17 protein-coding genes are annotated in these 21495 nt (G+C 39.1%); 10 read left to right on the top strand and 7 right to left on the bottom strand.

The annotated features are described in order from the left end of the window. Positions 1-42 precede the first annotated feature (42 nt). The 6 genes from JXQ92_RS00275 (at position 43) to JXQ92_RS00250 (ending at position 8722) form a co-directional block, all read left to right on the top strand. Entirely contained in the window at positions 43-1167 is a 1125-nt protein-coding gene (locus tag JXQ92_RS00275) for an NAD(P)/FAD-dependent oxidoreductase (RefSeq protein WP_421984569.1), read from the top strand. Between the two features lie 42 nt (positions 1168-1209). Next, positions 1210-2676, top strand: a complete 1467-nt coding sequence (nhaC, locus tag JXQ92_RS00270; RefSeq protein ID WP_421984568.1) for a Na+/H+ antiporter NhaC — start codon at positions 1210-1212, stop codon at positions 2674-2676. Continuing rightward, positions 2673-3257, top strand: coding sequence for a 3'-5' exonuclease (locus JXQ92_RS00265; RefSeq protein WP_421984567.1), 585 nt, complete (start codon positions 2673-2675; stop codon positions 3255-3257). Before nhaC ends, JXQ92_RS00265 begins: the two co-directional genes overlap by 4 nt. 343 nt (positions 3258-3600) lie before the next feature. Continuing rightward, on the top strand, positions 3601-6036 hold the full coding sequence (locus JXQ92_RS00260; protein ID WP_421984566.1) for an ATP-binding protein: 2436 nt from the start codon (positions 3601-3603) through the stop codon (positions 6034-6036). Positions 6037-6038: 2 nt separating this feature from the next. Continuing rightward, on the top strand, positions 6039-6929 hold the full coding sequence (locus tag JXQ92_RS00255) for a response regulator (RefSeq protein ID WP_421984565.1): 891 nt from the start codon (positions 6039-6041) through the stop codon (positions 6927-6929). 68 nt (positions 6930-6997) lie between these two features. After that, on the top strand, positions 6998-8722 hold the full coding sequence (locus JXQ92_RS00250) for a M28 family peptidase (RefSeq protein WP_421984564.1): 1725 nt from the start codon (positions 6998-7000) through the stop codon (positions 8720-8722). Positions 8723-8735: 13 nt separating this feature from the next. Here the strand turns inward: JXQ92_RS00250 and JXQ92_RS00245 are convergent, their stop codons facing one another. Next, a complete protein-coding gene (locus tag JXQ92_RS00245; protein WP_421984563.1) occupies positions 8736-9398 on the bottom strand; it encodes a metal-dependent transcriptional regulator in 663 nt (220 codons plus the stop codon). A gap of 116 nt (positions 9399-9514) precedes the next feature. Between JXQ92_RS00245 and JXQ92_RS00240 the strand changes: the two genes are divergently transcribed. Both JXQ92_RS00240 and JXQ92_RS00235 read left to right on the top strand, forming a co-directional pair. Continuing rightward, the gene (locus JXQ92_RS00240) at positions 9515-11797 is read left to right on the top strand and encodes a TonB-dependent receptor (RefSeq protein WP_421984562.1); all 2283 of its coding nucleotides are present in this window, start codon (positions 9515-9517) and stop codon (positions 11795-11797) included. Between the two features lies 1 nt (position 11798). Then, positions 11799-12287, top strand: coding sequence for a thioredoxin family protein (locus JXQ92_RS00235; RefSeq protein WP_421984561.1), 489 nt, complete (start codon positions 11799-11801; stop codon positions 12285-12287). 9 nt (positions 12288-12296) lie between these two features. Here JXQ92_RS00235 and JXQ92_RS00230 read toward each other — a convergent pair whose 3' ends face one another. Together JXQ92_RS00230 and JXQ92_RS00225 are read right to left on the bottom strand one after the other, a co-directional pair. Beyond that, positions 12297-13004, bottom strand: coding sequence for a DNA alkylation repair protein (locus JXQ92_RS00230; RefSeq protein ID WP_421984560.1), 708 nt, complete (start codon positions 13002-13004; stop codon positions 12297-12299). Positions 13005-13022: 18 nt separating this feature from the next. Beyond that, entirely contained in the window at positions 13023-13538 is a 516-nt protein-coding gene (locus JXQ92_RS00225; RefSeq protein WP_421984559.1) for a DinB family protein, read from the bottom strand. 65 nt (positions 13539-13603) lie between these two features. Between JXQ92_RS00225 and JXQ92_RS00220 the strand changes: the two genes are divergently transcribed. Both JXQ92_RS00220 and JXQ92_RS00215 read left to right on the top strand, forming a co-directional pair. Further along, positions 13604-14572 carry a DUF4097 family beta strand repeat-containing protein gene (locus tag JXQ92_RS00220; RefSeq protein ID WP_421984558.1) on the top strand — a complete coding sequence of 323 codons (969 nt, stop codon included), beginning with the start codon at positions 13604-13606 and terminating at the stop codon, positions 14570-14572. Between the two features lie 124 nt (positions 14573-14696). After that, positions 14697-17027, top strand: a complete 2331-nt coding sequence (locus JXQ92_RS00215; RefSeq protein WP_421984557.1) for an ABC transporter permease — start codon at positions 14697-14699, stop codon at positions 17025-17027. A 39-nt stretch (positions 17028-17066) separates the two neighbouring features. Here the strand turns inward: JXQ92_RS00215 and JXQ92_RS00210 are convergent, their stop codons facing one another. The 4 genes from JXQ92_RS00210 to JXQ92_RS00195 are packed head-to-tail and all read right to left on the bottom strand — an operon-like array spanning position 17067 to position 21423. Next, positions 17067-19328: a chlorophyllase/cutinase-like alpha/beta fold protein gene (locus JXQ92_RS00210; RefSeq protein WP_421984556.1), complete on the bottom strand. Its 2262-nt coding sequence runs from the start codon at positions 19326-19328 to the stop codon at positions 17067-17069. A 40-nt stretch (positions 19329-19368) separates the two neighbouring features. After that, positions 19369-19899 (bottom strand): GNAT family N-acetyltransferase, encoded by a 531-nt coding sequence (locus JXQ92_RS00205; protein ID WP_421984555.1) that lies wholly within the window; start codon positions 19897-19899, stop codon positions 19369-19371. An 18-nt stretch (positions 19900-19917) separates the two neighbouring features. Further along, a complete protein-coding gene (locus JXQ92_RS00200) occupies positions 19918-20526 on the bottom strand; it encodes an IMPACT family protein (protein WP_421984554.1) in 609 nt (202 codons plus the stop codon). After that, positions 20527-21423: a hypothetical protein gene (locus JXQ92_RS00195; protein WP_421984553.1), complete on the bottom strand. Its 897-nt coding sequence runs from the start codon at positions 21421-21423 to the stop codon at positions 20527-20529. Positions 21424-21495 lie beyond the last annotated feature (72 nt).

Here is a 21495-nt window from a genome sequence, read left to right as displayed (position 1 = left end):
GAGATTTTCAACTAATTTAGGGTATCTAAACTATAATATATAATGCTCAGTTTTTGGGAGAAAGATGAATTTCTAAATTATTATGTGGTCGTTATCGGTGGAGGCATTGTAGGGCTATCAACAGCAATTAGTTTGAAAGAAAAACACCCTAGTCAAAAAGTCTTGGTGTTAGAGCAAGGCGTATTCCCAACTGGAGCAAGTACTAAGAATGCTGGCTTTGCTTGCTTTGGAAGTTTAACGGAAATATTGAGTGATCTAAAATGCCTCCCAAGTGAAGCGGTATATGATTTGGTGAAATTAAGGTGGGAAGGATTGAACTTACTTCGAAATAGACTAGGTGATCAGGCCATAGATTATAAAAACTGGGGAGGATATGAATTACTGAAAGAAGAACAAATGGCTTGTCTAGATAAAATGGATGAGGTAAATGAACTTTTGTATCCATTATTCTCTCAGAAAGTCTATACCGACAAGACTGACCACATTCAAGCCTTGGGGTTTCCCAAACAGTCAATACATGGTTTGATATTTAACCCATTAGAAGCACAAATTCATACGGGTAAAATGATGTGGCAGCTCAATGCCCATGCAAAAAAACTAGGCATTGAAGTGTTAACTGGTGCCTCTGTTATCAGTTTTGAAGATAACGGCAAAGGATGTGACGTAGAATTAGAAAATGGCATCACCTTTAAAGCACATCAACTAGCTATATGTACAAACGCCTTCTCAAAGAAACTTATTCCGAATGTAGAACTCAACCCCGGCAGAGGAGTAGTGTTAATCACTAAGCCGATCAAAGGACTTGGCTTAAAAGGCACCTTCCATTATGATGAAGGATATTATTACTTCAGAAATTACAAGGATAGAATCATTTTTGGAGGAGGTCGTAATTTAGACCTTGAAGGAGAGAATACGACTGATTTTGAAATCCGGTCATTAATATTGGAAAAACTGGAGCAAGACCTTAAAGAGGTGATAATTCCTAACTATGATTTTGAAATAGATCATGTTTGGGCAGGTATTATGGCATTCGGCCAGAACAAGAAACCAATATTGAAAAGACATTCTACAAATGTTTTTCTCGGACTTAGGTTAGGAGGAATGGGTGTTGCCATTGGAAGTAAAATGGGAGAAGAACTAGCTGCATTGATGTCCTCACCATCCTAAATTTCATTATATTTCAGTTCTGATCATTTCAGCATTTCGTTTATGACATACAATTACAAGAAGCCAACCTTACTTCAGGCCCTAATACCCATCATTTTTTTAATAGTAGCACTCTTTTATAATGTTCTTGTTTTTGGTGATGGTGCGCTCGATGGTTCAAATCAAATAATTCTAATCCTTTCTGGCGGAGTAGCTGCAATTGTAGCCTTGCGCCTTGGAATGAAATGGAAGGAAATAGAAAAAGGCATCGTAAAAACGATTAGCTCAGCAATGGCATCCATTATCATCCTGTTGTTGATTGGTTCTTTGGCAGGTACTTGGCTACTTTCCGGAGTAGTTCCGGCAATGATTTATTATGGGCTTCAAATTCTAAATCCAACAATCTTTTTGGTAGCAGCCTGTATAGTCTGTGCAATTGTTTCTATTGCTACTGGTAGTTCTTGGACTACCGCGGCTACAGTGGGCATTGCCTTAATGGGAATAGGTAAAGCATTGGGTATTCATGATGGTATGATTGCCGGTGCCGTGCTTTCAGGTGCTTACTTCGGCGATAAGATGTCTCCACTATCAGATACCACCAATTTAGCACCAGCTATGGCGGGAACGGATTTGTTTACTCATATACGCTACATGACCATCACCACGATTCCTTCTATCGTGATTGCACTAATTCTCTTTTTAATTCTGGGTTTTACACAAGGTGGAACTGGTGAGGTAACAGAAACCGGAGCAATTTTAACGGCTATAGATAGTAAATTCAACATCAATGGATGGCTCTTTTTAGTACCTGCAGCCGTAGTGTTTCTAATCGTAAAAAAAGTGCCTGCTATCCCGGCCATTTTAATAGGAGCCCTATTAGGCGGTGTTTTTGCTTTGATATTTCAACCTGAAGTAGTGAAAAGCGTAGCCGATTGGACAGGGAGTAATAGCAAACTGATGTTTGTTGGACTTATGAAATCACTCTTTGGTGACGTCGCTATAGTCACTGGAAATGGAGTTGTAGATGATTTACTTCAGTCAGGAGGAATGGGCGGCATGCTTAAAACGGTCTGGCTTATAGTTTCTGCCATGATTTTTGGAGGAGTAATGGAGTCAAGCGGCTTGTTGAAACGAATCGCTGAAGCGGTAATCACTAAAGTAAGTTCCACAGGTTCTTTAGTAGCTGCAACAGCAGGAACCACTATTTTCTTTAATGGTACGGCTTCGGATCAATACTTAGCCATTGTTGTGCCTGGCAGGATGTATGCAGATATCTATAGAGAAAAAGGACTCGCCCCTGAAAACCTAAGCAGAACGCTTGAAGATTCAGGTACAGTAACATCAGTATTAGTGCCATGGAATACTTGCGGTGCCTATCACTCAAATGTGTTGGGAGTGGCCACAGGTGCCTATCTACCCTATGCATTCTTTAACCTAATAAGTCCTGTGATGACCATTGCGATGGCCTACCTAAACTATAAAATCAGAAAAATCAAACCTGGTTCAACGCAAACTGAGCCTGCTGTATGATGTTTCCAATTACAATTACCAAGGATGAAGTAATGGAACGCCCGCTGAGAAGCTATGAGGGTAAAGTTGTAATTGCTGCAGATGAAAAGAGCATCGCCAACGCGATGGCTGAAATAGTACAATCAGATATTGTAGGGTTTGATACTGAAGCTAAACCCACTTTTAAAAAAGGAGAGATTAGAAACATTAGCCTAGTTCAGGTTGCTACAGCAGAAAAAGTATTTCTCCTAAGAACTCAGTATACAGGTATTTCTGATGCCCTCCATAAATTTCTTGAAGACCCAAATATCATTAAAGTAGGAATAGGGTTATTAGATGATTATAATTTACTCGATAGGCTTCGGCCATTTAAGCCCGATGGATTCATCGACCTGAATAATACTTTTAATGATTTAGGTGCTGAGAAAATAGGTGCTAGGAACTTAGCCGCTATGGTGCTTGATATAAGAATATCCAAATCAGCACAAACCTCGAATTGGGAAGCCCAAACCCTTTCCGATAAGCAAGTCAGGTATGCTTCAACCGATGCATGGATCTGCCTTGAAATCTATAATAAATTGCTCTATTGGGGGTATATTTAATATCCACTGTCCCCCGTATTGTCTACATCTTGTCTACGTATACTTCCTTTTTAGGAAGAAGATGTCTGCTACATTTGAATATCCATTCAGAGTTAAAAGCTATGATTTGATTTTGAATGTACAGAAGGCTTATGTGAAGAGTTGAAAGTGTAGAAGCCAAGCCATCTGTTAAAGCCAAGCAAGAGTTTATTTAGTACTATGTGTTTTGATGAGTAGAGCTGACCCATACGGGGACAGCTCTTTCTATTTCAAGCCTATTTGTATAAACTCATTTACGTTAGATTTAATATTTTTATAGATACTGAACCAAAACTGAATCCCCTCGAAAGGATTCCTTCAATTTTTGAAAAAAATTTGTGTATACATAATAGCAGTTCTCTTGCCTATGTTTCCATATGCGCAAACCGAGGATGCAGATCAATCTCTAAACAGTCTTTACGACTCACTTTATCAATATGAAAGAAGAGGTGATTTAAACGATGGAATCCGATTCGCTTATCAACTCCTAAAAGAATCACAGAACACAGATGATCGGCGATTAGAGGGTAAAATTAGTCATACCCTTTCAAAGCTCCTTTATTACAATAATTTGGTAGATAGCAGCAAGGCATTAGCCAGATCGAATATTAAATATGGAGAAGAGATAGAAGACTATGACATCTCCATTAACGCCGCTAACCTCTTAGCGACCTTCTACTTTAACGAAAGTAAGTACGACTCCAGTGAATATTATTTTAAGTACTGTATGGAAGTATCGGAAAGCTACTTACCCGTGCGATACCCAACTTCACTCGTTAATATGGCTTTTATTAACGGTTATAGAGGACAAGAAGAAGCGGAAATGACCTACTACTATAAGGCGCTACGGGCCGTTTTGGCAGAGCCAGCTTTTGACAGTTTAGGCAGAGTCAAAGCGATGGCTTATGGGGGTATAGGTGATTATTATTTGCGCATAAAGGATTACGACAAGGCCAAAGAGAATTTTGAGGCGAAACTGGCACTTGGCTACGAGAAGAATGATAAGCGTATGATCTTCGAGGCAGGATTCGGGCTATCAACCATTTATAGATTGCCTGAGAATTTCGATTTTGAGAAATCTGATAAATACTTAAAAATAATGCTTACCGATACCACCAAAGAATTTGGCGAATATCGTGGAAGGGCATTGATTAATTTGGGTAAGCTCTACCGAGATGCTAAAAAGTATGATCAAGCACTAAAGTACCTGGGGGATGCTTATAAAGTCTTTGATGAGGGAGATGGAAATGACGCATTTTCTAGAGTGGAAATTGAAATGGGGGAAGTCTTTTTGGCACTCGGTCAAATCGAGAAAGCGGAATATTGGCTAAAAAATGGACTGAATAATGCAGTTGCCGGAAAGCTTGCATTAAGAGAGAAAGAAGCTTTGTATACACTCTATAAAATCGATTCTATAAAATCTGATTATAAAGCGTCATTGATAAAATATCAACGCCTAAGAGCCATCCAAGATTCCCTTTTTACTGAGGAATCGGCTGAAAAATTAAGTGCTCTACAAGTAGAATATGAAACCCAAAAAAGCGAACGTGAAAACCTAGTCTTAAAAAGTGAATTGGCCCTTTCAGAAGCTGATTTAGAAAAGCAAAAACTGATTCAGTGGATAATAACAGCCGCTATTGTCCTTGCTTTTTTTGCCATAATAATACTCATTAGAATTTATCGCAGAAAGCAGGCTTCTAATCTTCAGCTAGCAAGTCAAAATGCCCTAATAACTACACAAAAGGAAGAATTAAGTTTTAAAACTGATAAACTAGAACTCGTAAATTCTCAGCTTCAATCTTTGGCAGAATTTAGAACAGATTTAACGCAAATGATCGCTCATGATATGAAAAATCCTTTGAATTCAATCATTGGTATATCGAGCATTGATCCGAACGACAAGCATTTTAAAAACATTACCCAATCAGGTTATCAATTACTCAACTTAGTCACAAATATGTTAGAAGTTGAGAAGTTTCAAGCTACTGACTATGTTCCTAAGGCTGTCCCAACACCACTCGATCAAATCATACTAGAGTCCCGAAAACGTGTTGAAATTCTGCTGGAAGCAAAAAGTATTCGATTCGAAAGCTTAATTCCGAAACTGATTTGCGTTAACGTTGATCCAGAACCTATCAAAAGGGTTTTTGTAAACTTGATTTCAAATGCAATTAAGTACTCACCAACTGAGGGTAAGATTATTGTCGACAAACTTAAAGTGGTAGATAACAACATTTGGATTAAGGTGATTGATCAAGGGGCTGGCATTTCTCCAGACAGGTTGCCACATGTTTTTGAGAAATTCTGGCAAACGAATGCCAAAGAATCAGGATTTGCGGCATCAACCGGCCTAGGTTTAACATTTTGTAAAATGACTGTTGAAGCACATGGCGGAAAGATTTGGGCAGAATCGGAGATCGGAAAAGGCACATCTATCTTTTTAACACTCCCTTTAGAAACAAGCCAAACTTGTGAGAAAGCCCTTGCGGAATTAAATGAGAATGTCGGTGTTAATCATGAAAATGAAGAAGTACTGATAGCGCCAAATGAACTGGCAGAATTAGTCGAACATGCGGAATTTCTCAGGAACTTAAAAATTCATCAAGTAAGTGCAATAAACCGTATCCTTAATAGCCTAGAAAAGAAGGGCATCCAATCAAAATGGCAAACGAAATTACAAGCAACTATTTATCAAGCCGATCAAGATAAATACGACGAGCTCTTGAAATATCTGTTGGAGTTCAATTCTAATAATTCTTAAGGATGACAGCTGAAAAGGCCAAAATTCTAATTGCCGATGATGACCCTCAGAATTTGGAGGTAATGTTGTCCTATTTGGAGCAACAGGCATATGAAATACTTTATGCCCCTAATGGTAAAAAGGCTGTAGCAATAGCTTTTAGTGAGCTTCCCGACCTGATCATTTTAGATTGGGAAATGCCAATAATGAATGGAATTGAAGCCATTGGTAAATTAAAAAACAAGCCGGAAACCAGAGAGATACCCATTGTAATGGCAACAGGTGTAATGACTGGAACAGTAGACTTAAAAACAGCCTTAGATGCCGGAGCAAATGACTTCTTAAAGAAACCATTTGAAGGGGTAGAATTTAAAGCAAGAGTTGAAAATGCACTTCGATTAGCTAACTCTCAAAAAGAAGTCAAAAAGCAGCACAAGGAAATAATAGCACTCTCCATAAGAGAACAATCACTGCTAAAAGATAACCTTGATTTTAAAACAAGAGAGCTTAGTTCCGCCACACTTATCGAGTTTCAAAAAAACGAGTTACTCACTAATTTACTCGAAGAGGTAAAAAGGCTCGATAACTTGACTAATAACCTATATGCGCCTGAAATTCGAAAGATTACAAGGCAGATCAGTTCCTATATAAACTTGGATAAAAGTTGGTCGAATTTTAAAAGACATTTTGACGAAGTTCATCCAGAGTTTTTCGAAAAAGTGAAGAATGGTAAAGAGCTCACAAATAACGAGACACGGATTTGTGCTTACCTGAAAATTGGTTTAGGCAATAAGGAGATAGCAGCCCTCACCAATGTCGAGAGCGGTTCTGTAAGAAGAGCTTTGCATCGGTTAAAAAAGAAACTAGAGCTCGGTCAAGACGAAGTATTACGAGAGTTTATAAGTGCAGTTTGATAAATTTTCAGCAGAAAGGAAGCGCTTGAGTAGAATAACAATTACCTTAAGCAAAACCATATTTTGAAATGAAAAGATCACTTTTATTCTTTGTGCTAATCGCCCTTTTTAGTTTCCCCCTCAGTGGCTTTCAAGTAGATAGATTGGTCAATCCCTATTATGAATTAGTGGACGAAACCTTTAATAAGGAATCTGCCTATAATACCGTCTCTTTTGTCGAGAAATACTTTAGAGTAGTAGGAAATAGCGGTTTTGATAAGAGTATCTATCACGTGGTGGAAAAGTTGAAGGCCGCAGGCTATGTGGAGGAAAATAAGGCTAAAGCAACTGATAGACTAGTTTATAGAATAGAGAAAAGAGCACTTAAAAACCCAACATGGGAGCCTGTTTCAGGCAGTTTGAAACTAGCTTCTGGAGAAGAGATTCTAAACTTCAAATCCAATTTCAATATGATTGCCATAAACTCATACGGCACCAATGGAGAAAAGGAATTTGATATAGTTTATGTTGGCGATTCAAAGGCTAATGAATTGGATAACTACGATATCAAAGGAAAGGTAATTGTAGGTGAAAATTCTGCCGGTTTTCTCTTCAGAGAAGGAGTTCAAAAAAGAGGAGCAGTTGGTGTAATTAGTTATAGAATTCCAGCCTATAATCAAGCCAGTAAACACAGAAACTCTATTTCATTCACCGGTATTCCGCGAGATCCCGAGGCGAAGTCTTTCGCCATTCTCGCTTCCTATAATGCTTATGATAAAATTTCGAATGCCATTTTTGAGGACAAGTACGGACTAAAAATAGAACTAGAGACTAAAATTTATGAATCCGAAGAATTGACCCTTGTCGCCGAAATTAGAGGAAGTAAAATGCCGGAAGAAAGATTTGTCTTTAGTGCTCATGTACAAGAACCAGGAGCGAACGACAATGCAAGTGGAGTGGGCGTATTGGCCGAAGTAGCATCAAGTACGGCTAAGCTTTTAAAAGAGGCTAAAATTGATCCAGAACGTACAATCACTTATTTATTTGGCGATGAAATAACATCAACTAGAAGGTTTATTCAAGAAGATCCCGAACGTGCAAAGCATATCAAATGGGGTATGAGCTTAGATATGGTAGGACAGAATACGGACTTAACCGGCGGTACTTTTTTAATTGAAAAAATGCCAGATCCAGGAGCAATTTGGGTAAGAGGCGTAGAAAAACATTCAGAATGGGGAGGAAGGCCTTTGCAGAAAAAAGATTTAAAACCACATTATTTCAACGATTTAACCATCGGTGTTTTTGAACGAATAGGCCTTGAGAAAGATTGGACGGTAAAGTTCAATCCATTTGAAGGCGGCAGTGATCATGTACCGTTTCTTTCAGGAAATATTCCGGGAGTATTGCTATGGCATTTTACAGATGAGTTTTATCATACTGATGGAGACAGATTGGACAAAGTATCTAAGGAAACAATGCACAATGTAGGTATCGGAGCCATGATCATTTCATTGATTCTCACAGAAAATAAACCAATGGTTACCGATAAGCTCTTATTGCTCCTTTCTACTAAAGCTGCAATAAGAATGACAGGAGAAGCTAGGTTAAGCCAAGATATAGTGTCAGAAGGAGGTGATGTTGCCCAAGAAAAAGACATCTTGAATACGTGGTTCGATTACTACAGCAAAGTATTTGAGACTACCTTGGATTTAAACCCAACGAATAGAGAAGCGTTTATGAAAAATTTGGAAGATACTCAAAGTGCATTAACACAATTGCGTTGGATGACTCTTTCAAGAATAAAGAAGGAATAATTTAGAAGACAGCTTATGCTGTAATTGCCTCAACAAGTAAATTGTTGCAGACCCGTTCGCTAAGGGTTAAACGCTGATTCTTACCGAAAGCGATCTCCATACTGTCATCGAAGGACTCCTTGCCAATAATTTCGAATTCCATATGCAATTCGATAGACTTATTATTGAGAAATATAAGGAGGTCTTTTTCCGAATCGTTCAATGCTTTAAGTATAACCCTATCACCTTTTTTAAAAGTGCTCAAGGGCTCAAATGTAGATTTTCTAAAAGTACCATTACGATCTGGAATCGGTGAGCCGTGCGGATCATTAGTTGGGTAGTTGAGCAACTCCTCCATTCTATCAAATAGCTTCTTAGAACTGATATGTTCCACCTGTTCTGCTATCTCATGAACTTCCTCCCAGCCAAACCCCATTTTTTCAACCAAGAACATCTCCGTAAGTCTGTGCTTTCTAATGATCAGTGCAGCAGCAGTCTTCCCTTTCTTCGTCATTACCAATGGTCGATACTTCTCGTGGTTAACCATTCCCTGCTGACTCAGCGTTTTAATCATGCTATTAACGGTTGGTTTACTTACACCAAGTACTACGCTTAGCTCCGAAACATTCACTTCTTCCTTTTTTTTCGAAAGGTAGAATATCGCCTTAAGATAGTTTTCTGCCGTTTGTGAAGCCATAATGATCTATTCGCACCAAATCTAACAAATTTCTTTTCAAAAAATTTGTTAGACTGATCTAACAAATTAATTTTGTGTATCTAATAATTTGAATTGAAGTGTCTAACGTTGTGTTTATGAACTTTCTTAAGATCAGTTTGATTGTGGCTTTACTTTGTTTAACATGCTCGGCAGTTGCTCAAAGTGGGCGAGTTTCTGGCTTGGTGAAATCGGAAGGAGTGCCTATCGAGTTTGCGAATGTAGGTTTACTCGGTACCACTTTTGGAGACGTTACGAATGCCGATGGTTTCTATAAAGTTGAGAACTTACCTTTTGGTGAATACACCCTAGTGGTTTCAGTAATTGGTTATGAAAAGGTGCAAAAGAGAATTGTGCTTTCTGCCGAAAAAACTAGTCTAACTATAAACTTCGACCTTGTGGAATCAGTCAATCAGTTAGAAGATGTTGTAGTTTCAGGAACGCTAAAAGAAGTTTCTCGACTTGATAGTCCCGTGCCAGTTGAAGTTTACACTAAACAGTTCTTCAAAGCCAATCCCACACCTTCAATATTCGAATCGCTTCAAAATGTAAACGGCGTTCGCCCGCAGCTTAATTGTAATGTTTGTAATACTGGCGATATCCATATAAATGGACTAGAAGGACCTTATACTATGGTGTTATTAGATGGAATGCCAATCGTTAGTGGACTTTCAACCGTTTATGGGCTCACAGGTATTCCTCAATCGCTAATTGAAAGAGTTGAGATTGTAAAAGGCCCAGCTTCCACCTTATATGGTTCAGAAGCAGTAGGCGGTTTAATTAACATAATAACAAAGAAACCCAGTTCAGCCCCGCTTACCTCAGTCGATGTATTTGCCACAGGATGGGGAGAAGTAAATACAGATGTTGGGCTTAAATACAACTTGGGTAAAAAAGCACAATCATTATTAGGCGTTAATTACTTTACCTTCCAGAACCCTATAGACAACAACGGTGATAACTTTACGGATCTGACGCTTCAGAATAGAGTGTCGATTTTTAATAAAATCAATTTTCAACGTAAGCAAAACCGAGTCTTTTCACTTGCGGCAAGGTATGTATACGAAGACAGGTGGGGTGGTGAATTGGATTGGAAAACTGAGAATAGAGGAGGTACGGAAGTTTATGGCGAAAGTATTTATACTAGCCGATGGGAAACTTTTGGTATATACCAATTGCCAACCAGCGAAACCTTAAATTTTCAGTTTAGTGCCAACGGCCATGTGCAAGATTCGTTTTACGGAGATACAAGTTATGATGCCGATCAGTATGTTGTATTTGGTCAATTGACTTGGCAAAAAACTCGCGGCAAACACGATTTTGTATCAGGTGCAGTTTATCGATATACCTATTACGACGACAATACTCCTGCCACATTCGATGCTTTCAATGACAGCAATAATGCCTCCATAACTCATCTGCCAGGTTTATTCGTTCAAGACGAGATTAGTTTAAATACCAATAATAAGCTACTACTTGGTGCGCGATATGACTTTAATAGTTTGCATGGTAGTATCCTTACACCCAGAGTAAATTATAAATGGAACTCGGCAGATAAAAAGAATATTCTTAGAATTAGTGCAGGCAACGGCTATCGTGTGGCAAATGTCTTTACAGAAGACCATGCGGCATTAACAGGAGCTAGGACTGTTGAGTTTGAAGGTGAATTGAACCCAGAGACATCGTGGAATGCAAATGTAAATTTTATAAAGAAAATTTATACCAGCAAAAGCACCTTCATCGGTTTGGACGCAACCGCGTTCTATACATATTTTACTAACCGAATTTTACCCGATTATGAGTCTGATCCAAACAAGATAATTTATGCTAACCTAGATGGAAACTCCATTTCTAAAGGTGTTTCTTTAAACTTAGATGTGGCTTGGGAAAGCGGTTTAAAAATCAATGGTGGAGTTACTGTGATGGACGTAAGGGTAGAAGAAGATGGTGAAAGCAGAAGACAAATTCTTACAGAATCGGTTCAAGGTGTTTGGCGTGTTGGATACACCCTGAATAATGGATTGAAGATTGATTATACAGGTAATCTTTATGGCCCAATGCGCTTGCCTTTACTCGGCGATTTAGACAATAGACCGGCTGAATCTCCTTGGTTTAGTATACAGAACGTCCAATTGAGTAAAAGCTTTGGAAGAAAGTGGGAAGTATATGGTGGGGTTAAAAACTTACTGAACTTTACGCCGGACGCAAGTAGCATTGCGCGTCCTTTTGATCCTTTTGACAGGAATGTAGTTTTTGATACTGATGGTCAAGTAATACCTACCTCTAGCAATCCAAATGCGCTGACATTTGATCCTTCTTATGTCTATGCATCGAATCAGGGTATTCGAGGCTTTTTAGGGGTTAGATTTACGGTAAGATAAAATGAAATACCGCTTTATTATTTTCTTTGTGTTTTTTGCCTTTGGGATAACCGCAAGTTTCGCTCAATCATCAGCAATCAGTTTTCCTGAATTGGAAATACAACATCAAAAGTCGCCGAGGCCTGTAATTGTGTTTTTGCATGCGCCATGGTGTCAATTTTGCGATAATATGAAGCGCACTACCTTCCAAGATGATGAAGCAATGAAAGTTCTTTCAGAAAACTTCTATTTCGTAAGCTTCGATGGAGAGTCTAAGGCAGATGTAAAATTTTTAGGTAATACCTTTAGATACAAACCTACCGGAGCCAATACAGGTGTACATGAATTAGCAGAGCAGCTGGGCACCAAGAACGGCTTAGTATCTTACCCAACTGTGACTTTCTTGAACGAGAAATATGAGATTATTTATCAGAATGATGGTTTTCTATCGGCTAGAAAGCTTAAGCAGATGTTGCGTAAAGTGCTTGAGGAACTGGAAAAATCCAAATAAGAATATTTCTTAACAACGGGCTGTCTTTCTTTTTTTACCAACCGACCCACGATCTACTACTTTCTTAATATAATCTTTCGCCAGTGGTACCTTACAAGCAGTACCACCCATTAGTACTTCCACTTTCCCGATATCGTTAGCCGTCTCAATAGATTTTGCGGTTAGCGCTTCAATGTATGACCCAATCGCTATTACGAATCCATTGATCGTATATTTCACCCTGTTTTGAGCATTGGGCAAATCACGCTTAGCTCGATCTAACAAGTCGCTATATGCATTAATGTCTAGCGCATCATCAGAATTAACGCTGGCATAAGAAGCGAGCGTAGACCAACCGGCAGCAGCAATTCTTTCTTCTTTTGATTCAATCCACTTTAAACCTAAATCGAAACCAAAAGGCGTTTCGGCAGCTACCCACGGCACGGCGTATTCGCTTAAATAGTACCAATAAGCCTGATCTGCCCACTTATTAAGGTTTTCTTCGGTAATTTTATGCTCATCGGCCATCAAGCCAGCTAAATACATCGCATCAGAATTGCCAGTATTGTACAAGGCGAGTGATAGCTCATGATCCTTCTTTGTTTTTTTAAGTATCTTCTTTAAGTCAGCTACTTTTACCCCGAAAAAAGGCTCTTTCGCACCATGTTTTAAAAGCGTATTCTTTGTTCTTTCGTCGCCGAATTCGGCCAGTTGGGTCATTACTTCTTCAAAAGTCATAGCATTAATTTAAGCATTTTACCATTTACCTGCGTAGCTAATATCCGAGATGGCATTTTTCGCAAGAAAAGCTCTTTTCGTACGATTAATTTGCCTGAGATGTATATAATCATGCGCGAGCCAATTTTCTAAAAATAGTTGAGCACTCATTTTGCCGAATATATCGTGGACTAAAAAGCTATTCCAGTCTACATCCTTTAAAGACTTTAGCCATTGAATAGACCTTTCTCTTTCACTAATCCATTCCTGCATTTTTATTTCGTAGTTCTGATCTATATAAGCGTTAGCCGTTACCCAGCTCACTGGGTCAATCGGAATAAACGAGTATTGGTCTGGAAAAAGCGCAGTTTGTGTTCGGGCCCTGAAATCCAAAACTTCTTCATCTATTAAATGACAGACAATTTCGAGCAGGCACCATGTATCAGGCGTTGGTTTCCATTTAGCTTGATCAGGCGAATGTGTAATTGCCATGTTTTTTACAACGTCGAGGTTTGATTCTAATTCATTGATAATGATCGTAGGATTGAAACTCATTTTAATTCCGCGTTGATGCATCCTTTCGAATCTAATGAATGTCTATAAGAAAAAACTCACTAATCATGCAAAAACTCAAACCAACACTTTTAGCCTTATCATTTCTATTGATTTCAACTTTGGCATTCGCACAAAAAACAGTCAATAAGTCTTATACTGGGGTTAAAATCATTCGGCTAACCACTGCATCGGGCAATGGTACGATCAAAAAAAGCAATTCACAAGAAATTAAAGTAAACCTAAGGTACACATATGACGACGATGTGTATGAGCCTCTTTTCGAACAAAATGGAGACAGACTTTATATAGAGGAAGATTTCAAAAGAAGTCGATGGAGTAGAGGTTATTCAGAATGGGTACTTGAAGTGCCAGATGGAATGGAAATTGAATTCAAAACGGGATCGGGAAATATTGAAGTAATGGGTATAGATGCCGAACTAGTAAGTAATACGGGTTCAGGAAATATCGAGCTTGAAGATATAGCTGGTTCAGTAAGAGCAAGCACTGGATCGGGTAATATTACATTTAGTGATATTGACGGAGAGTCGAGAGCTAGTACTGGTTCTGGGTCTATTCGTTTAAATTCAATTAAAGGAGATGCGAACTTCAGTACAGGTAGCGGAAATATTAAGGGAGACGGTGTTGAAGGAGAATACAATATGAGTACTGGGTCAGGTAACATAGATATTAACAACGCGATCATTACAGGGCGTTCTAATTTTAGTACTGGATCAGGAAGAACAGAACTCTCTCTTGGTGCTGAACTAGAATACGATTTGGCATTAAGCACGGGTTCTGGCGATGCCGTTCTTGACTTTAATGGCAAGAAAATTTCTGGAGAGTTCATCATGAGGGCTAGCGATAAAAGTGATATTCGTGCGCCATTCGATTTTGACGAAGAGTACGAAGATGGCAGAGGTGGTTCCAACAGAAGAGGTCGAAATAGAGGCTATGTAAAAGAAGCCAAAGTAGGCAACAAAGACATTGTTATAAGGATTAGCAGCGGGTCAGGTCGAGCTGTGGTACGCAAGTAATTCATTACTTGATATTTTTTTCGATTAGTGTGTAACGATTCAGACACTAGTCAGTCTATACAACAACGGTCAACAACCCAACGGTCAAATGCTCAAAAATTTTATACTGGTAACCCTGCGCAATTTGCGCAGGAATACCCTCTACTCGGTCATTAATATTTCTGGACTCTCAATCGGTATTGCTTGTAGTATACTGATTCTACTTTGGGTTCAGGATGAAACTTCATTCGATAAATTCATCCCTAAAGTCAACAAGATTCATCAAGTATGGATCAATGCTGAATTTGATAATAGTGTTCAGTCGTGGAATTCTGTTCCGCTCCCAACTTACGAGGAAATGAAAGGCGCCCATGCAAAAATTGCCAATACTGTGGTCACGGGTTGGGGAGGAATGCGCCTTATTGCTAAGGATGACAATCGGATTATGAAAAGGGGCTATTATGCTAGTGAAGAGTTCTTAGAAGTCTTTGAGTACCCTATGCTTATAGGAGATCCATCTACAGTGATGGATGATCCATCTTCAATTGTCATTTCAGAAGAATTATCCAATGTACTTTTTAAAGGAGCCGACCCGGTAGGTCAGTTTGTGAAAGTAGATGACGAAAGCACACTTCAAGTGACGGGAGTTTTTAAAAATGTACCCGAAAATTCTACTTTTCAGTTTGATTATTTAATCCCTTGGAAACATCGTGAAGCAACACAGCAGTGGGTTAGAGATAATAAAAATAATTGGGGCAATTACTCATTTCAAGTATACCTTGAACTTACGGGTGATGAAGATGAAGCGGAGGTAGAAGAGCGTGTAAAAGGTATGCTGATGGAGAAGGGTCAGGACGATATTGAGAGAGCTTTCTTCCTTCACCCAATGTCTCGCTGGAGGCTTCATAGTAATTTTGAAAATGGTAAAGAATCAGGAGGTCAGCATGAATATGTGACTCTTTTCACTGCCATTGCCATGTTTATACTTGTAATAGCATGTATTAATTTCATGAACCTTGCCACAGCTAGGTCTGAGAAGCGTGCGAGAGAAGTAGGTATTAGAAAGAGTTTGGGCTCGAAAAGGAGTCAGTTGATTTTTCAATTCTACGGAGAGTCCATTGTTATTTCATTAATCTCTTATTTGATTGGGGTTTTACTAGTATTTGCATTATTGCCGAGCTATAATAGTTTAGTTGATAAGCGACTTTTTCTCGATTTTCAATCAAGTCAATTCTGGATTTTCTCTGTAGGGATTATCTTAATAACCGGCATCGTATCAGGTAGCTATCCATCATTATATCTCTCATCTTTTAACCCGATTAAGACTTTAAAAGGAAAAGTATCAATCGGTAAAAACTCAAACTTGCCAAGAAAAATACTTGTAGTGTTTCAGGTAGGAGTAGCCGTTATTCTTATCGTGGGCACTATCGTAATTGTAAAGCAAATCGATTTAGCCAAAAAACGAGACTTGGGTTATAGCCAAGAAGGATTGATTTCTATTCCTGGAACAGAAGATATACTCGATAACTATGACGTAATCAAGCAGGAATTGCTTAGAAAAGGAGCCATTCTGAATATGACAAGATCGAACAGCAGCGTCACCAGTATCAATTCCAATAACTTTCTAAGTTGGCCAGGTAAGCCAGAATCTCAAAGAGTAATGTTCGTGACCATAGTAAGTAACTACGACTATGCCGAGACAATGGGAGCAAAAATGCTCATGGGGCGCGATTTTTCGAAAGAATTTGCCACAGATTCTGCGGCAATAATTGTAAACCAAGCGGCATTAGACATTATGCAACTAGAAAACCCGATAGGGACCCAATTAGACTTATGGGGGGATAATAGAACCTTGGTTGGGGTGATTGACAATATTTTAATGGGTTCTCCATATGAGCAAGTGCGTCCTATGTTTATGATTTTAGACGATTGGGGTTATGGAACAATGAGTCTTAGAATTCCAGCTACCAATGATATCCAAACTAAACTAGCCGATATTCAAGAAGTGTTTGAACAATACAATCCGGCCTATCCTTTTGAGTATACGTTTACTGATGTTGACTTTGGCAGAAAGTACACAACCATCAATTTAACGCGTGATTTAGCAACTATTTTTGCCTTCCTTACCATTTTTATTACTGGACTGGGGCTATTCGGTTTAGCATCATATATGGCAGAACAGCGCATAAAAGAAATTGGGATTAGAAAAGTATTAGGTGCTTCAGTAAGTAATCTAGTAAGACTGATTTCGGTTGATTTTGCAAAGCTCGTATTACTCGGTTTTGTGATTTTTTCGCCGCTGGCCTATTTCGGCTTAGATCAATACTTAGGAAGGTACACCATTCGTACTTCTATTGATTGGTGGGTGTTCGCCCTTACTGGCGTAATCGCACTAGCCTTTGCCCTTTTGATTGTTATTAATCAAGCAAGAAGAGCAGCATTGGCAAATCCAGCGTCTTCTTTGAGAAGCGAATGATATTAAGATTTCGGCAATAAAGGTGCTAGGCTAAGACCTTTATTGCTGAATTCCGATTTCATCTAAGATCAAGACACCACTACCTGTTTTATCGAACAAAAACTCGATTTTTTGAATATTAGATAAAGCCTGAGTGCCCGAGAAGGTATCCCAAGGCAGAACAAAAGTTTCTAAAGTAGCCTCCCATTTATTGCCAAATCTGCTATTCATTTCATCCAATTTCATATACTTCACACTGATTCTGGGTGAAATTTTCTTGATCTGACTTATAGTGGTTTTGATTGTATTTCCTTGACTGTCAGTAAGTCGAATGGTGAAATTCAAATCTTGGGGTTCTTTAGCATCTTCCTCTATCAAACCCAATGCATTGTGATCGCCCCTTGCTAGGGTTAGTCTTAGCGCATCAAATCCTTCTAGGCTGATGGCACTGTCCAAATTCACCGAATAGTTAGCATCATTATTTGTCCAACCGATTACAGCAGATGTTGTGCCCTGCAAATCACCATCTCTGAACTTTAACGGTTCTTCTTTCCAAATTTCTAGGTTGTTACCTGAAATGCTACTCCCTTTCGGTGTTCCTGTCGTTAAGTCAATATCTTCATCGAAAGTAACTATATCGTTAGAGCCAGCATCTTTATAATTATTGAGCAGAAGGGCATCTGGGAGCCAATCTTTTCCAATGGCAGCATTTTGAAAAAGCGGCAGATAGTCTTTGTTTTCGTGAAGAACAGCTTCGGCATAAGCACCCAAATAAACCTTGGCAATCTGACGTTGATCTTCTCCAGTCATCATTGGGCCAGTGTTTAGAAACCAACCATAAGGAGGCCCACCATCCCTTCGGCCCCAAATTGAATTGAATTGCCCATGATTTGCGAGATGTACGTAGAGGCCTGCTTTAAAATGATCAGAGCTATCGGAAAAACTCGTTCTTTGGTATTGTCTTAGCCCAAAAAAGCTAGCCTCATCACTGTCATAAGAACCTTGAACTGAAAAATAGTTTACATCTTTTAATTCGAGTCTTCTGAAATATCTAGCATCCGTAGGAGCAATGGCAGCAACGCCTTTAATTCCAAAATTGAAATCAAATTTGACCGAAGCATCATCAGGGAAATGTGACAGCTTGTTATAAGTTAAGGCAATTGGCATAGCCTCGCCACCACGCGAATGCCCCATCAGCATTACGTTGTTCAAATCTGCTTTTTGAAATAGCGGATGTGAATTATCTGCAGACCAGTTCTTCCATTGTTCTAGATGCTTGAGTAATAACCAACCCCGTGCAGGCATTTCCTTACCTCGAAAATCTCCTGACCAAGTGCCATTAATAAAGTTTTCGTCAACAGAGACCGTGATAAAACCGCGACTTGCCAATAATTCCCCTAGATAAGCGTATCCGGGGTCTGAAAAATGCTCCATGCCATGGTTTCCATGTACAATCAAAATTAAGGGGAAAGTGCCCTCACCTTTAGGCATCCAGACACGACCATTAAGTGGGAAATTTTCACTCGTAAAACCCCAAAAACGCTTGCGCCATTTAGCTTTTTTGCCCTTCCACTCGGGGATGATTTTAGAGGCGTTTACAGTTTCAGTCTTGTACTTAACGTTTTTGTATTCTTCGCGGCGAAGATCAGTGCCATTTCCATAAGTGAAGAAATCGAATTCGTAGTTTCCTCTACTCCCAGGATTAGAAGTACCAATAGAAGAAAGTAAGGGAGCAGGAGTTTGTTCGAATGCAATTAGGTAAGGGTCTTCACCTGGATCACTGATGGATTTAACTGATAAAACCGCCATAGCAAATGCTCCGACAATTGTTACAATGTGAAAGAGCTTCATGCTGCTTTTCTTCTTCACTAGTACATAAAGCGATCCGGCAAATAGTCCAAAACTCAACATAGCGATTGCAATGGATGAATTGTAAATAGCTGATGGCCATCCAAAACGCATTTCTTTGGCCAAACTGAAAATTGCTATGGTGCCTAGTATTAAAGAAAAAACGAAAGTAGGTAAGCTATTAATGGTGATGTGGATGAGGCTGGCAACAAATCGGAATATCCAAAAACCGACTAAGCCTATTATTAAAGCACCTAATCCCATCAGTACAGGTGAAATGCCTGTTCTAAAGAACCAGCCAGACATAAAAGTCACCAATAAGCTCAGGGCAAGCAATCCATAAAAGGCACCTTTCCAGAATAATTGGTTTTCGGAGAGTTCGCTACCTTTTGGAGGTGTAATAACGCCAATAAGGCGTTTTAAGAAGTCAAGCATGGTTATGGTGGTTGAGTCCACAAAAGATAAGGATTTCATTGGTTCTCACCATTTTGAATTCCTTTAAACGGCAGTCGAACTAAAGATCTTTTCGGTAGAGATAAGCTTCGGAACCATGAAAATCGAAGGCTACAGTTCTTTTCATTCCATTTTTTTCAGCTACACGTTGTGAACCTATATTTTCAATACTGATGATGGAAACTACTCTTTCATCAAGCTTTTGTGCTTCAAAATACTCACGAAGGCGTATGGCCATTTCAGAAGCATAGCCCTTATTCCAATAACTAGGGATTACCCCATAACCTATTTCGAAAAAGTCTTCTCCAAGTACTTTTTCCCTTAGTATAATACCCACATTCCCCATCAACGTACCAGTCTTTTTTTCGATGGCGGCAAGCATACCAATACCCGTTTCTTCATAGCGTTTCATTTGCCGATCTATCCAAATTACCGCTTCTTCAGCAGGGCTCTTTGGGTTCGAAATGCCAACAAAATGAAGCTGATCATTACCGATAAAAAATGCCTCCCAGGGTTTGGTATCTTCTTTTACTATGGGTCGGTAGTACAACCGCTCTGATTCTATTGGGAATTCGTATTCATGGACAAGCATATGTAGCGGGGTGGCTAATTATTCTGAAATTTTAATATTATGGCCAAGGTCGTTCAGCAAGGTAAGCTTTTCATGCATGATGGCCATTTTGCTCACAATTACCTCGAGTGTCATTACGCATCCAGTATCATAGTCTTGCCCTTTAATTTTAAGTTCAAGGTCTTTGACAAGCTTCATTACCTCATTCATTTCGTCATATGGAAATCTTAATATGACGCTTTCCGTAATTTCGCGTTTTACAATATCTGCTTCTTCCAAGGCCTCAAAAGCAGCGGTTTTATAAGCATTAATAAGGCCACTCACACCAAGTTTGGTGCCTCCGAAATAACGCACCACGACGACTAGAGTGTTGGTTAAGTTCTTGGACTTAATTTGACCAAGAATCGGGTCGCCGGCCGAATGATTTGGTTCACCGTCATCATTTGCCCTAGTTTCAGCGCCTTCGTACCCAAGAATATAAGCGTAGCAATGATGTCTAGCATCGTAATATTCCTTACGTAATGCTTCGAGTTTTTCCTTGACTGCTTCAACAGATGTCACCGGGTGAGCGATAGCAATAAACTTGCTACCTTTTTCTTTGTAAAGGCCTTCGGTTGAATTAGATATGGTCAGAAAGCTATCCTGCATTTATAAGGCCTTAAGAATTTCTTGGTGACTTAATAACATGATTACGATAATAGCTAAAACTACACCGATAGTATTAATTCTACTCAACTTCTCCTTAAAGAGCAAAATGGCCATTAAAGTAGAGGCAATGATAATTCCAATGTTAAGCGATGGATAAAGAATAGCACCGTTGTTGTCGAAAGCACTTAGTGCTTTGAGTTGAAGGTAAATGGAAAAATAATTAGGGATGCCCAGATAAATGCCTCCCAAGATATCTTTTTGCCTAAATTTTATGCCACGAATTAGCGCTACAGAAATGCCGATGATAAAGGCAAAGCCGAAGATGAATATTGGAAACACAGCTTCAGTTGATTCATTTACGTAATGATGATTCGTATAATTCAGTGTTGTGTCAATAACACCACCCAGTAGGAAAACTGCCAGTGGCAAAGCAATATATTTCAGTGTTAAAGGTTGCTTCTTAAAACTATCGACTTGCTTCTTTTTGCTGACCATTATAATGGCGACAAAGGCTAAAGCTATACCAAGGTAATTCCAGGTATCGAGATTGTTGGTGCCAATCTTCAAGATAAATAAACTAAATACCACAGGAATGGCTAGGCTCATCTTACTCGCTACTGTAGCCACAGAAACGCCTCTCAATTGAGTCGTTCTAGCCATTAAATAAAACGTACTGACAAATACTACTCCCAGTATACTAGCCATATAGAACCAAGGAGCCGATACGTCGGTTTCAGCGCTTACAGTAGAAAAGCCCGTGTAAAGAATTCCAGTAATCACACAAACACCATAATTGGTTATAATCGCTGGAAAGGTGTTAATACCGAGCTTGGTATAAGACCTAAATGCCATGAAAATGGCAACGTTTGCTAAGATGGTGAGTAGTAGATAAAACACAGGAAGCGAAATTAGTGAATACAATCTTATTCTGACATTTGTATATTGTCAACCGATCAGAATATCTAATTC

Origin of the sequence: Roseivirga sp. (assembly GCF_049099775.1) — a bacterium.
Classification (GTDB): domain Bacteria; phylum Bacteroidota; class Bacteroidia; order Cytophagales; family Cyclobacteriaceae; genus Roseivirga.
This window is presented reverse-complemented; position numbering and strand designations above follow the sequence as displayed.

Bases quoted from the DNA above. Each gene is read 5' to 3' on its own strand.
- JXQ92_RS00245 (WP_421984563.1), bottom strand. From the start codon at position 9,398: ATGGCTTCACAAACGGCAGAAAACTATCTTAAGGCGATATTCTACCTT.
- JXQ92_RS00255 (WP_421984565.1), top strand. From the start codon at position 6,039: ATGACAGCTGAAAAGGCCAAAATTCTAATTGCCGATGATGACCCTCAG.
- JXQ92_RS00235 (WP_421984561.1), top strand. From the start codon at position 11,799: ATGAAATACCGCTTTATTATTTTCTTTGTGTTTTTTGCCTTTGGGATA.
- JXQ92_RS00225 (WP_421984559.1), bottom strand. From the start codon at position 13,538: ATGAGTTTCAATCCTACGATCATTATCAATGAATTAGAATCAAACCTC.
- JXQ92_RS00275 (WP_421984569.1), top strand. From the start codon at position 43: ATGCTCAGTTTTTGGGAGAAAGATGAATTTCTAAATTATTATGTGGTC.
- JXQ92_RS00200 (WP_421984554.1), bottom strand. From the start codon at position 20,526: ATGCAGGATAGCTTTCTGACCATATCTAATTCAACCGAAGGCCTTTAC.
- JXQ92_RS00265 (WP_421984567.1), top strand. From the start codon at position 2,673: ATGATGTTTCCAATTACAATTACCAAGGATGAAGTAATGGAACGCCCG.
- JXQ92_RS00220 (WP_421984558.1), top strand. From the start codon at position 13,604: ATGCAAAAACTCAAACCAACACTTTTAGCCTTATCATTTCTATTGATT.
- JXQ92_RS00230 (WP_421984560.1), bottom strand. From the start codon at position 13,004: ATGACTTTTGAAGAAGTAATGACCCAACTGGCCGAATTCGGCGACGAA.
- JXQ92_RS00210 (WP_421984556.1), bottom strand. From the start codon at position 19,328: ATGAAATCCTTATCTTTTGTGGACTCAACCACCATAACCATGCTTGAC.
- JXQ92_RS00205 (WP_421984555.1), bottom strand. From the start codon at position 19,899: ATGCTTGTCCATGAATACGAATTCCCAATAGAATCAGAGCGGTTGTAC.
- JXQ92_RS00250 (WP_421984564.1), top strand. From the start codon at position 6,998: ATGAAAAGATCACTTTTATTCTTTGTGCTAATCGCCCTTTTTAGTTTC.
- nhaC (WP_421984568.1), top strand. From the start codon at position 1,210: ATGACATACAATTACAAGAAGCCAACCTTACTTCAGGCCCTAATACCC.
- JXQ92_RS00240 (WP_421984562.1), top strand. From the start codon at position 9,515: ATGAACTTTCTTAAGATCAGTTTGATTGTGGCTTTACTTTGTTTAACA.